This is a genomic window from Nostoc sp., assembly GCF_036917315.1.
GTDB lineage: Bacteria > Cyanobacteriota > Cyanobacteriia > Cyanobacteriales > Nostocaceae > Nostoc.
This window is the reverse complement of record NZ_JBALDR010000025.1, coordinates 26392-40054: the sequence shown is the minus strand read 5'-3', so window position 1 is coordinate 40054 and position 13663 is coordinate 26392. Positions and strand designations below refer to the sequence as shown.

The following is a 13663-nucleotide window of genomic DNA, read 5'->3' as shown; positions in this document are numbered from 1 at the left end:
AGGACTTTGATAACTGATAACTAATTGTTGAAACCCCCGAAGAGTATGCACTATCTATTACTACCGTTCTTAAGCTTTTTTGTTGGAATCATCGTTGGTTTGACGGGAATTGGTGGAGCGTCTCTCATCACCCCAATGTTGATTTTTGTTTTTCAGGTTCCGCCTTCTATCGCTGTAAGTTCTGATGTTGTGGCAGCCACTTTGATGAAAATTGTTGGTAGTGTCAAGCATTGGGAACAGAAAACCCTTGACACAGAAGTTGTCAAATGGCTGGCATTTGGGAGTGTTCCAGGCTCATTGTTCGGAGTGGGGATTTTGCACTTCATTAAACATACAGGTGAATATAGCCTGGATAATATCTTGCTCCGTTTGCTTGGCGGGATGATTTTGCTAGTTACAGTGTTAGCACTAGTGCAATTGTTGTTATTGACTTTTTTCCCCAAATTTAATTTACCCGAACTGCCAAAGTTAGACTTAGAAACTAACTTTGGTCGATTTATAACAATTACTTTGGGAGCAATTTTAGGCTGTTTTGTCGGTCTAACTAGCGTCTCATCAGGTTCAATGTTTGCTCTAGTGCTGATTGGGTTTTTCCGCCTTGATGCACGAAAGTTAGTGGGTACAGATATTTCACATGCAGCGATTTTACTGCTGTTTACAGCCCTTGGTCATCTCAGCTTGGGAACAGTTGATTGGAGTTTGGTAGTGCCTATATGGCTAGGCTCTGTGCCAGGGGTGTTACTAGGCGCTAAAATCTGTCAGGTAGCTCCACAACGCCCACTACGGTTTATCATTTATGCCATTTTGATGATGGTAAGTTGGAAATTAGTTCATCAGGTGTAACCAATTTGAAATTTTCAATTCCAAATCCAGCATTCAAAATCCAATATTGATTAACTTCTGATCCAAGGTAGTAGAGTGAATGTACCTCGCTCATACATAATGAATAGACCCAAGCCAATTAACACAAAAGGTACAACAGCGTTACCGTAGCGACTTAAAATATTAGCAATGGTAGGTTGACGGCTTAAAAAATAAGCGATCGCACACCAAACACCTACCATGATAAAAAATATACTTAAAATTACTCCCAAACTGGCAAGATCGTGACCAGCGAACAAAGGGATATATATACTAATATTGTCACCACCATTTGCGATCGTTACTGCTGCCACTTTATAAGTTTGGGGATGCAAAATACTCAAAATAAAAGACAATACCGGGTTAGTAGATGTTGGCTGGTTAAAATCACTACTGACTGTCTGAACTGTTATAGTATCTTCTTCTTTATATACTAAGTGGTGAATCCCAATACCAATTGGTAGCAATCCTAGCAATCCTATCCATTCTCGCTGTATGACCAATCCACCAAAAAATCCTGGTAAGCTAGCGATGATAATGGCTGAAAAACCCAGATATTGACCAAGTAAGATATGCCGCCGCCGAAAATTAGCATCTACTTGTGAAAAAAATATTAACAAGATAATAATGTCATCAATGTTAGTGGCGATGAAGGCAATTATCCCTTCACTGAAGGCTGTCCCTAGCTGACTCATGCTGGATTTTTAGAATCTACGATTTACCACCATACCAAATTCACTCATTCGTAATTCGTAATTCGTAATGACGCTCGTTTCTTGCTAGCGCTACGCTAATGTAATTCGTAATTATTGGCGAAATACTTACGCGTCATTACCAATCACGAATTATTTTAACCTTCTGGCACAACTTAGATTTAAAATGACACAGTAATTATTACTGACTCCTGAATTCTTCTTTATCATAAAATATGAACGAGTTAGTTACTGCAATTACTACAGGGATAATTGCGTTCATTGCCACTAACATTGATGATATTGTCATTTTATTATTGTTTTTTTCTCAAATAAGTGCTAATTTTCGCCCCCGGCATATAGTTGCTGGTCAGTTTCTCGGTTTTACAGTTCTATTAATCCTTAGTCTTCCGGGTTTATTTGGGGGATTAGTTTTATCAAAAAACTGGATTGGATTACTTGGTTTACTACCAATTTCCATAGGTATCAGTAGCTTAGTGAATCGGGAAGAAGATTCATCAAAAAAAGTTGTAGCTGCTACAGAAGAAGCTGAAGCATCAACAATTACTAGCTTTTTTTCTCCCCAAGCTTATAGTGTGGCCGCTGTTACCATTGCCAATGGTAGCGATAATATTAGTGTCTATGTGCCTTTATTTGCTAGCAGCAACTTAGAGAGTTTTTTGGTAATTATCGGATTATTTTTTCTCTTGTTAGGAGTTTGGTGCTATGTTGCATACAAATTAATTAACAATAGAGTCATAGCTGATGTATTGACTCACTACGTTAATTATCTTGTGCCTTTTGTTCTGATCGGATTAGGCGTTTTTATTGTATTAAAAAGCGAAGCTTTAAGTCCAATAAAGCTAGCTGCTAGTGGTATATGTTTGATGATTTTGGTGAAAAACAACGAAAGTGCCGATGAAATTGGCGAAAATTCTAGTAAATGAATGTAACTAGTACGACGGACGTGACGGAAATTTCCGAAAGGATTGATGTTTGAAAAAACTTCTGTTTCTGTATCAGCTAACGACTGTGCGTACACAGTATAACAGCAGAAGGGTGTGCCGAAGCGATCGCTATATTCCAAAAGAATAGAAGAGTAGGCGATCGCTATTGTTAATCAGATGCTCCAGCGTGTATTAATAAACATTGTCTTTGTTCTTGATTAACTATCAAAAATGTAAATCCCCAGAAAATAAAATCCCACAGTTCGTCATCGACATCAAAGGCTGGATTATATTGAAAAACTCTCGCATTCTGGTAATCAATACACTCATTGACATTCCGCCAAAAGCTTGTAATCAGATTGTGCTTTTTGGATTTTTCAACGTTTTTGAATCCGTCAGATGGGTTGATGCGTGCAATAAAACTATTAATTCTGGTAGTCAGTACTGTGGCAGCATGATAACACTCACACATGGTCGCCAGTTCTGGCTTTGCTCCTGGATAAGCCAATTGGATTAATCTTTGCATTTCTAAATCTGGCGTTGCTTCTTGAGAATTTTTTTGAATGGCTAGTTTGTCCAATGTTGGAGATTCTAAATCACCATCCTCAAGCTTTATTCCCTTCGCACTGAACCAGATGACATAGTTGGAACCTTGTAGGCAACAACTCATAGCTTCCATGTATCCATTTAACCTACCCAGTTCTGGTGTATTCTGTATTATCATACTGTTATTGGTTTTGAACGGCTCGAACTTCTCTGTGCCTCCAGTCCAGTATAGTTGCCTTCTTGTACTAAGGAATCAGGATTAAATAACTCCCCAAACTGTAAGGAAGGGCGGATTTGACGATCTAATTAACAGTTCACGATCGTATCAAGGAAACCCGCCCCTACCTAATCCTGGAACTTAGTTTAATTCACGATTCTAAGTTGCCTCATTAAGAGTCTTATCCTGAGAATGCTTACCATAAAGAATCAAACTTTACTCAACCACTCATTCTCTTCTGGGTCTTTGAACAGTGAGGTACTGAGATAGCGTTCGCCGAAGCTAGGCTGGATCATCACGATTAGGCGACCTGTATTTTCTGGTCGTTGTGCTACTTGAATAGCTGCATATAAAGCAGCGCCAGTAGAAATCCCCGATAGTAATCCTTCTTCTTTTGCGAGGCGACGGCTGTAAGCGATCGCTTGCTCATCTGCTACCTGAATCACTTCATCTACCATTTCTGAACGGTAAATTGCTGGGATAAATCCCGCGCCGATACCTTGAATTTTGTGAGGCCCTGATTTACCGCCTGCTAATACCGGACTGTTGCTTGGTTCAACTGCGATCGCTTGAAAACTCGGCTTCCGTTTTTTAATAACTTCTGAGACTCCCGTGATCGTCCCACCAGTACCCACTCCCGCCACGAGAATATCTACTTCTCCATCGGTATCATTCCAAATTTCTTCGGCTGTGGTTTCGGCGTGAACTTTTGGGTTAGCAGGGTTGCGGAACTGCTGCAACATATAAGCATTGGGCGTTTTAGCTACAATCTCCTCTGCATGGGCGATCGCTCCTCGCATCCCTTCTACCCCTGGCGTTAACTCTAATTGAGCGCCATAAGCTTTGAGCATAGATCGTCTTTCGTGGCTCATTGTGTCAGGCATCGTTAGAATGAGATGGTAGCCCTTAGCGGCTGCCACCATCGCTAGCGCAATTCCTGTATTTCCAGAAGTCGGCTCTACTAAAACAGTTTTTCCGGGGTGAATCAAGCCTGCTTCTTCTGCCGCTTCCACCATACTCGCGCCAATCCGGTCTTTCACAGAAGATGCTGGATTCATGCTTTCTAGCTTCACCACAATCCGAGCAACCGCTCCTGAAGCTTGGGGAATCTTGTTTAATTGAACTAAAGGAGTTCGGCCGATTAACTCTGTGATATCTTTCGCTATCCGCATGTGGGTACTCCGTCGTGTCTAAATATAATACATTGGACTCTGCTGGGCGCGAGTTTCTCTTTCCTCGCACAAGTCTTGGAGTGTATAACGACCCAAAACTTCTATTGAGGCAGCGTTAGCTTGCTCCCAAACTTCATAAACCAGAGTCTTTTCCAGAGTCGGAGAGTTAGAAGTATCTTTCTCTTTCCGCTCGCCTTCAACCAAAGTGACAATTTCAAGTATTGTAATCTGCCAAGGTTCGCGAACTAAAACGAAACCTCCTTTAGAGCCGCGTTGACTCTGCACCACACCAGCACGCCGGAGGTTGGTCAAAATTTGTTCCAGATAGCGCTCAGGTATGGGTTGCTTGGCAGTAATCTCGCTCATAGTTAAAGGAAGTTTTTGTCCGTGGTGGCTTGCCAGTTCTAATAGTGCCAGCAGCGCGTATTCCACTTTGGAAGACAGATCCAAGAGAGCGTAGTTTTGGCTATTCAACACTGTACTCAACATACTACGGTGAATTGGGGGACTTATCGCAGTTTATGCGAAATTAATTTTTTTCAACTGTGGAATGTGATAGCATCCCACTTATTACCCACAAAAACACTATACTCTATCGAATTACCGTAGATTCTGATATTACATAATTCCCATAAAGGACTCGATCTTTTTCTGGGAATCATCCTGAGTTTCTGTTTTCAGAGCCTCACCTACCAATAAAAATCTCAACAGAGTATGCTAATAACTGATTTGCGAACCATTTTTGAGCGTGACCCAGCAGCCCGTAACTGGCTAGAAGTATTATTCTGTTACCCTGGACTGCAAGCTCTAGTGTTTCATCGATTGTCACACTGGCTGTATAAAATTGGAATTCCCTTCATACCAAGGTTCATCTCTCATATTAGTAGGTTTTTAACCGGAATTGAAATTCATCCTGGGGCATTAATTGGCCAGGGAGTGTTTATAGACCACGGTATGGGAGTTGTGATTGGCGAGACTGCGATCGTGGGCGACTATGCCCTGATTTATCAAGGTGTCACCCTTGGCGGGACTGGGAAAGAAAGCGGCAAACGCCATCCAACTTTAGGCTCTCATGTGGTTGTGGGAGCGGGTGCGAAAGTATTGGGAAATATTCAAATTGGCGATCGCGTCCGTATCGGAGCCGGTTCTGTGGTGCTACGAGATGTCCCCAGTAACACTACTGTAGTTGGGATTCCAGGGCGCGTAACTCGTCAGAACAACTTGGCTAGCAATGTTCTGGATCATGATAAAGTACGCGACGTAGAAGCTGAAGTTATCCGCGCTTTATTTGAACGCGTCAAGTCTCTAGAGAAACAGTTCGAGCAGTTGGAACAATCAAGTTTGTCCCCAACTGAGCTTGGCGACGAATTAACCGACAACCCTAAGAGCAAAAACTCTGATGGGATGATTGAAGATTTTCTTGATGGTGCGGGAATTTAGGGAATGGAGGGGGAAAGGTGACAGGTGATAGGGAATTATCTGTACCCTGTAACCTGTACCCTATTCCCTTCTTCACTCCCCACTCCCTCTTTAAAAATATCCATAGGTTCTTATAACCTGATATAAATGTAATACTACGGTTAATTTATCGGAGAATAGTTTTATATAGTATGGTGTCTTTGTACACAAGTTTATCTACTTCAAGCAGTAACAATACTAAGCAACTTTTTGCCCGTAGGTCATTTCTGCCGGAGCATCATAACGACCTTTGGAAGATTGAAACGGGTTTCGTCAGGACTTTTAGCTATCTGGAAGATGGTACAACTGTCGCTCTAGGATTGTGGGGCCCTGGAGATGTCGTTGGTAAGAGGTTGTCAAAATTAGAACCTTATCAGATGGAATGCCTAACTAAAGTGGAGGCGACAGTCTTACCTCTAGAGGAGTGGACTGAACTAACAGAAACTCTACTTGCCCATATCCAACAGGCTCAAGAATTGATGATCATTCGTAGCCATAAAAAAGTGGATACTATGCTCATCAAGCTGTTGGCATGGTTATCCAAAAAGTTTGGTTCGGAAGTTGAGAAGGGACGTTTAATAGATATGCGTCTGACTCATGAAGATTTGGCGGAAATGCTTGGTTCAACTCGTGTTACCATCACTCGTGTTCTTGGGCAGTTTGAACAAGAGGGCTTGATCGATCGTCTCTCCTTACATCGAATTGTCCTAAAAGAAGAAGAAATTTGGTACTACGAAATTTAGATTATTTTAGTAAAACCAGCTATCGCCGTCAGCATTCGGCTTACCCACAATTCTAAGATTCAGGGATTCTAGGTAAGCTAAACCGCGAGAAATTTGTGGCACTGTTCCCCGCAGTTCAATGTCAAAGCATCCTTCTCGATCTGTATTTGGTTGTAGCATAGCCTTGGTAATATTAACTACCAAGCCGTAAGTAGAAATTAACTGCGAAATCACGGGTGCTTGCAGATAGCATTTGGGAATATGTATTCGCAGACGAATCTGAGTGACTTGGCTTTTTTCAGAATCTGAAGAAACCAGTGATAATCTGTTTTGGGAATTGGTTTTTTGGTGATTTAGTGCTGCCATTGGATTGTGGTAATTTTATTAATTAGCGTAGGCGTAGCCCGTCGTAGACATCGCTATAAACGCTAGACAAATCTAGCCAAATCGGTAGTCCCAGTTTTTCTAAATAACTCAAGCTAGAGTAGAGTTGCTTTGTTCTCCCCCACAAATCCAAGTCAAACCAGCCGTCATCTTGCGTATCGGGTTGAAGTATAGCACTGGTGATATTGACCGTTAGTCCATAACGAGAAACTAATTCGGAAATCACTGGTTCTTGGTAATAGGATTTTAAGACGCACAGTTGTAAGCGCAATCGATTGGTTTGACCCAGAGAAATCCATTGCTGGAATTGTTGTTGCCATTGATTTGTTAGCCATGCAGAATCTTTAAGACTCAGTTTGCTAGCTAGATTTGGGAAAGGTAGAGTGTGCTGGTTGGATTGAATTTGGTTAGCGATCGCTAGTTGCAGCAAATTCACTCCCAATCCTTGCAAGTAAGATAGGCTATTTGTCAGTTTTTGGGGATTTCCTGAAAGTTCCAAATCAAACCAGCCATCGCTGTCATTGTCGGATGTCAGGGATGCAGCTTTGATATTGACAGTTAAACCATAACGAGACACCAACCGAGAAATTACAGGTTGCCTGTTATACCGTTGAGGCACAAGAATTCGACTGTGGACTGAAGCGGGTTCTACAGATTTACTCTCAGACATCAGATTAATTCCCAATAGCGATGCCTACGGTTTATTAAACTACGGTAACTCTATCGATTTAATGAATTAAATTGTTATGTAAAGGAAAGTATCACAAAGTTAATAAAAAAGCAATCAGCAAATTAACGTAAATCAGGAGCAATTTATGTAGAGTACTTGACGTTAAACGGATTGAGAATTTATTCTATCTGTCTCTTCGGTGATATCGTCATATCTTGGAATCAAAATTGAACGCATCCTTTTTACCCGACCTCACCAAATCGCGTTGCTCCTGTTCGATGGTCTTGTGACAGAATAAGTTACACATAGCGTTTAGGGACTTACACGAAAATAAAATACTAGTTAGAAAAAGCCTAACTACTAAAATCAAGCTAAAAATACTGGTAAATTATAAAATCGCTAGTACAGCACGGTGGAAGTAAACCACCCATTTCAAATCTATGAAACGCTTATGCTGTATTCATTTTTAATTTTGAATTTTTAATTCCGCCTTGCGGTACTAGTCTCTTAAACCCTAAAATATCATCACCTGACCCTCCAACCGTGGAATGTCGGTTACAAGATATGCCTTATGTGAATTAAAAATTCTCAAGCAATATCAAAGGTTTTAGCCTTCAACTCACATAAGGCGTAAGATTTAAGTTTTAATAAGCACTGTATTTATTCACGAGTTCCTCACATTCTTTTTCTAATATCAAGCATCAAGATTGAGGCGCTCAAGTATTGCATTAACTATCTTGAGAATTCACCGCCTTAAACAACTTTAACAACATGAGTACAATCTATATGAACTTTAAAAAATTTGGTGTATTACTGTCTATATCTACAATTTTTGGAATGAACATTATTGCGACCAAGACTTTGGCTCAAGATTTGCCTAGTATTACTTTTGGAGCAATAACAACGGTTGGATGTAGTGTTACAAATACGCTTCCTGGATCTGCCCCTATAACCTTACCGATCGCCTTGGATCAAATCAGTGCAAGCGAGGGTCAGCGTCAAAGGTGTATTTTACGTGCTCAGACTTTTATTCCTAGTGGTTTCTTGGTTGAAGATATACAGATACTGTACCAAGGAAGTGCTACAGTTAGTCCAATGAGTGAAGGTGCTAGCTTAAGCAGAACCTATAGCTTTAGTGGTGGTGCTCTTGGTCAAGCCATATCTCCCATTAAAACTACCAACTTTACATCTAACGGTTCTAATGGATTTGCGGAGCAAGATGATATTACTGTGCTATCTACTTCATGTGGTGGACAAGGACTATTAGGTATTAATATAATTGCACAATCATCACTAGGAAGTTCTATAGACATCTCCAAAATAATAATATCTTCTGGTAAGCTGTCACGTTGCTAAATTTAATAAACTGCATTACTTTCATTTTTAATTTTTAGCTCCCACTTAATCAGACCACCTTCATTAAGCAATTTACTCGACTTATTTGCCAGATATTTAGCGATTGATGTTGGGGAATCACCTCATATAATACCGCCCCTTTTTTATCAACCGAAAGTCTGCGGCTTTCCTGGTATCGTTTTAGCGTGAATTAAGATGGGATTATCCAAAGTTTTTGCCTCTTGGAAATCCTATTTACCTCTTTACATCCGACTTGTGTATACACGGTAGCAAAGAGTGAGCAAACAAAAGAAATGCATATTTCCTTACAAACGGTTAGCAGGGGGAAAGGAGAGAAATAGCTCTTCATTGCCAATAACCGCGGCTTTACGGACGGACACCACTACCGTCACAAAGATTAAACCCTCTTAATACTTAGTTAAATTAAAGACATCAATAAGGATGAAGGCAAACCTCTCGAACGACATGAGCGATCCACACGCAACTACGTGGGACTTAGTTGGTACTAGAGCTAATTATTAATAAACTAACAGGTCAGTGCTGGCGCGATCGCGAAAACTTTAAACTTTAAGTTCATATCCTAAAATTACCTTGTTCTTTACCCTGTTAGGATATTAATCAGCATAAGATAGTCGGTTAATTTCTGATTATAAAGTTTGATGATTAATATTACTAAATTAAATAAAATTGACTTTCTTGTTTTGATTGGGATTGCGATCATTGGTCTTATACATTTACCCTTTCCATTTGACGGAGATCAAGCATTTTTTCGGCTTGGTGCTTTGGAGATGCAACAAGGAAAGTTACTCTATCGCGATTTTTGGGATGTGAAGCAACCGGGAATTTTTTGCTTTTACTTTTTAGCGGGAACTTTATTTGGTTTTAATGAGATTGGCATCCATCTCTTTGAACTTATTTATATGGTGTTTCTGTCTATAGTATTGTTGCTGAGTCTCAAAAGCTATTTTCAGCATCCGATAATCGCAAGTCTAGTACCTTTGTTAACGGTTGGCGTTTACTATACTGTTTCACAGCCTTGGCATCTTACTCAAGTGGAAGCACTGGTTAGTTTGCCTTTATTCAGTTGTATTTTGCTGACTTCTCAATCTTTTAAATGTGAAGGAAGACAAAGATTTTTTCTACTTTTACTGTCAGGTTTGATTGGTGGGATTGTCCTGATATTTAAATTAATACTTTTACTAATATTGCTTTCATTTTGGCTAACTCTTTTAATCTATTCTGTGCTAATCAAACGGGAGCCAATTCAAAAAGTTTTTGTAGAAATATTTATTCCGATTTCTATAGGGATTATATTTCCTATTTTATTTATTGTTAGCTATTTTGCTTGGTTTAATAGTTTACCAATTTTGTATCAAACATTCTTTTTAGATCCACCTCGGATTGTTGCTAATTCCCAATTCGATCCAAGTGGCCTTTTTGCAGGAATAAAATGGTTCTTAAATAATTTTTACCCTCTACTTTTAGCCGCTACTGTTGCAGTAGATGTATCATTGCGTAAATCTAAGAATATATTGACTTTGCTACTTGTTATTTGGTGTATTTTTGCTTGGGGTGTGATTGTTCTACAACGAGGGGCATTTTGGGAATACCATTATTTACTATTGTTTGTACCTTTAGGAATTTTAGCAACTAAAGGATTAGATGTTTTATGGGAGTCTTTAAAAAAATTGAGTTCCCCATTTACGACAATCCTGCTGATATTTTTGTTTTTCTTTCCTTTATCGCACACTCTTCTAAAAAAGAGTGTTGTTCTGGTTAATAATAACTTTGCTTTAACTGAAGATACACGATTTAAATATCAGACTGTTTTTAGAGAAAAATATCCATCTCTTCGTTCCGAGGCTGAATTTATCTCCCAAGCAGGAAGTCTTCCTGGTAAGATTTATGTAGCTGGCGATCCATCTATTTACTACTTCTCCAATCGGACTCAGGCAACATCACTACGTGGTTGGGCACTTGAATATTTTCTGCCTGAGCAATGGACAAAACTTCTAGAAGAGTTAGATTCATCTAAGCCTCCTTATATCTTTATTGATTATATTCAGCAGCCTACTATCAACAAAAATTTTCCCAGAATGCTAGAATTTCTTGAGGGAAGATACCGTATTTTACGTCAAAATAATAATGGTATTTGGTATACCCTTTTGTAGACAAACCACTACAGCAATTCTGAATAATTCATGAGAAACAAGATCCCCGACAACTTTTACGAAGTCGGGGATCTGCGGGTTGCAATTCTTTTAAAACCAGATAAATAAACTGTTTGTGTTGCTATAACCCTTAGAGCATGTCTGAGAAGTATCAAATAATTCTTGCTCCCCCCTAACCCCCATTAAAAAAGGGGGGAATAAGAGTCTTAAAGTCCCCCTTTTTAAGGGGGATTTAGGGGGATCTGCAAGGTTTAGGTGTATACAAAAAAACTTTTCAGACATCCTCTTACCAATCGCTTGCTTTAGTATCATCCCAGACTTCCAATTCCAAGTCGCGGAGATAAGTTAACCCGCTTTGAATTTGTGCATCTGTTCCTTGTAGTTCAAGGTCAAACCAACCATCTCCGACAGCATTGGCTCCCAAAATCGCTGCCGTGATATTCACAATCAGTCCGTAGTCAGACACTAGGCGAGAAATAACAGGTTCCTGGTGGTAATCTTTAGGAATTCTGAGTCGAATCCGTTTATTGGTAAGTGTATTGTCAGTAGCCATATCTGAATTATTTCAATCCCTAATCGGGATTGGTACAGAACTACTCTTAACCCTAACGGTAATTTCCTGATAGGTACTAGGTAGATCGTACCATGTCCCATGATTTGCTTGTATCCTATTTCAAAAGATAACTACAATCGCTTGATTTTTCTATTCAACATCTTTAATGCGGGTTTTCCGTTCTAGAATCTCCTTCAGCACCAAGGTTACTACTGCTAGCAACGCTAACAGTACAGCCGCAGAGAAAGCCGCTTCAGTTTCGTATTGTTTGTAAGCGTCTTCTACAAACAGTGGTAGGCTCTGGGTTTGGTCAGCAATGTTGCCAGATACCACTGAAACCGCTCCGAATTCACCCATTGCTCTGGCATTGGTCAAAATTAAACCATAGAGTAAGCCCCAACGGATACTAGGTAGAGTTACGCGCAGAAATATCTGCCAATCTTTTGCACCTAGTGTTCTAGCAGCTTCTTCTTGATCCTTACCAAACTCTTCTAAAACCGGAATCACTTCCCGCGCCACAAAGGGCATACTCACGAAGGCTGTAGCCAATACCATGCCTGGAAAGGCAAAGATAATCTTGATATCATGGGCTTGGAGCCAAGGGCCAAACCACCCATTCCGTCCGTAAAGTAGCACAATCATTAATCCTGCAACTACGGGCGAAATTGAAAAGGGCAGGTCAATAATGCTCAAAACTACGGCGCGTCCAGGAAATTTATGACGAGCGATCGCCCAAGCTGCACATAAACCAAATACCGTATTTAAAGGTAGAGAAATCACAGCTAACAACAGTGTTAACCAAGCTGCATGGAGAAAAGCTGGCCGTGTCAGATTGGATAGAAACGGCCCAGTTCCTTTGCTGAAGGCTTGGAAAAAAACGTTAATTGCCGGGATATATTGAACTAGGGCTAAATAGGCGATCGCTATCCCAATTAAAACTATTGGCACCCAACTCTTCTGCTCTTTCGGCTTGGTTGTATCTGATACAGATGCAGATGAGTGAAAACTTGGCTTATCTACTGTCATATCGCCTTGCCCATGCTTGTAAGAAATTAATTGCCAATAGCAGTACCAAGGAAATTGATAGTAAAACTATGCCAATTACTGTTGCACCTGAATAGTCATACTGCTCTAAGCGCTGGAAAATCAGCACAGGTGCGATTAAATCTTGATAAGGCGTATTGGAAGAAATAATCACAGTCGAACCATACTCTCCAACTGCACGGGAAAAACCCAAGGCAACACCAGTCAAAATTGTCGGAAATAAAGGTGGCAAAATCACTTTCCAGAAGGTCTGCCATTGAGAAGCACCCAGACACCAGGCAGCTTCTTCAATTTCATGTTCCATTTCTTGAAGTACGGGTTGCACAGTTCTCACAATAAAAGGTAGTGAGATAAATATCATTGCTACCGCTACTCCTGTGCGGGTAAAAGATACCTTAATTCCCAATGGTGCTAGTAGCGAACCTAGCCAACCGTTATCGCTGTAAACTGTTGCCAAGGTTAGCCCTGCTACGGAAGTTGGTAGTGCAAAGGGTAAATCTACTGTGGCGTCAATCAAGCGCTTGAAGGGAAAGTCGTATCGAACCAGAACCCAAGCAATCAGAGTTCCAAATACGCCATTGAGTAAGGCAGCAAATATTGCTGTAAAAAAAGTTACGTTGTATGTTGCTAGTGCGATATCACTGGTTGCGATCGCCCAAAACCTAGATGGAGGTTCTGTAGCTGCTTTCAGAAACATAGCAGTTATGGGGACAAACAACATCACCGTCAGATATGCAATGGTAATTCGCCAAGTCCAAGGAACTCGCCCCAATCTCTTCCAGAATGGCGTTTTGCGTTCAACTTCCACAGAAGGAGATACAGATGTCATAGTGAAAAATTCAAAATTTAAAATTCACAAGGAGCTTTTTG

At 40.3% G+C, this 13663-nt stretch carries 15 protein-coding genes; 6 read left to right on the top strand and 9 right to left on the bottom strand.

The genetic code is table 11. The annotated features are described in order from the left end of the window. The first annotated feature begins 45 nt into the window (after positions 1-45). A complete protein-coding gene (locus V7K84_RS11580) occupies positions 46-843 on the top strand; it encodes a sulfite exporter TauE/SafE family protein (RefSeq protein ID WP_334838170.1) in 798 nt (265 codons plus the stop codon). A 50-nt stretch (positions 844-893) separates the two neighbouring features. On the opposite strand, the gene V7K84_RS11575 is transcribed toward V7K84_RS11580, so the two are convergent. Continuing rightward, positions 894-1556 (bottom strand): cadmium resistance transporter, encoded by a 663-nt coding sequence (locus tag V7K84_RS11575; RefSeq protein WP_334838168.1) that lies wholly within the window; start codon positions 1554-1556, stop codon positions 894-896. 233 nt (positions 1557-1789) lie between these two features. On the opposite strand from V7K84_RS11575, the gene V7K84_RS11570 reads away from it, so the two are divergent. Continuing rightward, the gene (locus V7K84_RS11570) at positions 1790-2500 is read left to right on the top strand and encodes a cadmium resistance transporter (protein WP_334838167.1); all 711 of its coding nucleotides are present in this window, start codon (positions 1790-1792) and stop codon (positions 2498-2500) included. Positions 2501-2669: 169 nt separating this feature from the next. On the opposite strand, the gene V7K84_RS11565 is transcribed toward V7K84_RS11570, so the two are convergent. The 3 genes from V7K84_RS11565 to V7K84_RS11555 all read right to left on the bottom strand — a co-directional run bounded on the left by V7K84_RS11565 (position 2670) and on the right by V7K84_RS11555 (position 4924). Next, a complete protein-coding gene (locus tag V7K84_RS11565) occupies positions 2670-3224 on the bottom strand; it encodes a hypothetical protein (RefSeq protein ID WP_334838166.1) in 555 nt (184 codons plus the stop codon). Between the two features lie 248 nt (positions 3225-3472). Next, positions 3473-4435 (bottom strand): cysteine synthase A, encoded by a 963-nt coding sequence (gene cysK / locus V7K84_RS11560; RefSeq protein ID WP_334838165.1) that lies wholly within the window; start codon positions 4433-4435, stop codon positions 3473-3475. Between the two features lie 18 nt (positions 4436-4453). After that, positions 4454-4924, bottom strand: a complete 471-nt coding sequence (locus V7K84_RS11555) for an RrF2 family transcriptional regulator (protein WP_322692964.1) — start codon at positions 4922-4924, stop codon at positions 4454-4456. Positions 4925-5149: 225 nt separating this feature from the next. Here V7K84_RS11555 and cysE point away from each other — a divergent pair, with 225 nt between their 5' ends. Then, a complete protein-coding gene (cysE, locus tag V7K84_RS11550) occupies positions 5150-5875 on the top strand; it encodes a serine O-acetyltransferase (protein WP_334838164.1) in 726 nt (241 codons plus the stop codon). Positions 5876-6045: 170 nt separating this feature from the next. Then, a complete protein-coding gene (locus V7K84_RS11545) occupies positions 6046-6636 on the top strand; it encodes a Crp/Fnr family transcriptional regulator (protein WP_094351028.1) in 591 nt (196 codons plus the stop codon). Between the two features lie 6 nt (positions 6637-6642). Here the strand turns inward: V7K84_RS11545 and V7K84_RS11540 are convergent, their stop codons facing one another. Further along, entirely contained in the window at positions 6643-6981 is a 339-nt protein-coding gene (locus tag V7K84_RS11540; RefSeq protein WP_334838163.1) for an NIL domain-containing protein, read from the bottom strand. 22 nt (positions 6982-7003) lie between these two features. Then, complete coding sequence (locus tag V7K84_RS11535; protein WP_334838161.1) at positions 7004-7669, bottom strand: NIL domain-containing protein; 666 nt, start codon at positions 7667-7669, stop codon at positions 7004-7006. Between the two features lie 771 nt (positions 7670-8440). On the opposite strand from V7K84_RS11535, the gene V7K84_RS11530 reads away from it, so the two are divergent. Next, the gene (locus tag V7K84_RS11530; RefSeq protein ID WP_334838160.1) at positions 8441-9025 is read left to right on the top strand and encodes a hypothetical protein; all 585 of its coding nucleotides are present in this window, start codon (positions 8441-8443) and stop codon (positions 9023-9025) included. Positions 9026-9684: 659 nt separating this feature from the next. Continuing rightward, a complete protein-coding gene (locus V7K84_RS11525) occupies positions 9685-11196 on the top strand; it encodes a hypothetical protein (protein WP_334838159.1) in 1512 nt (503 codons plus the stop codon). A 286-nt stretch (positions 11197-11482) separates the two neighbouring features. Here the strand turns inward: V7K84_RS11525 and V7K84_RS11520 are convergent, their stop codons facing one another. The 3 genes from V7K84_RS11520 to cysT form a co-directional block, all read right to left on the bottom strand. Then, positions 11483-11749 carry an NIL domain-containing protein gene (locus tag V7K84_RS11520; protein WP_289797696.1) on the bottom strand — a complete coding sequence of 89 codons (267 nt, stop codon included), beginning with the start codon at positions 11747-11749 and terminating at the stop codon, positions 11483-11485. Between the two features lie 150 nt (positions 11750-11899). Further along, positions 11900-12775 (bottom strand): sulfate ABC transporter permease subunit CysW, encoded by an 876-nt coding sequence (gene cysW, locus V7K84_RS11515; RefSeq protein WP_334838157.1) that lies wholly within the window; start codon positions 12773-12775, stop codon positions 11900-11902. Continuing rightward, entirely contained in the window at positions 12762-13622 is an 861-nt protein-coding gene (gene cysT, locus V7K84_RS11510; RefSeq protein WP_334838155.1) for a sulfate ABC transporter permease subunit CysT, read from the bottom strand. Before cysT ends, cysW begins: the two co-directional genes overlap by 14 nt. Positions 13623-13663: the final 41 nt, after the last annotated feature.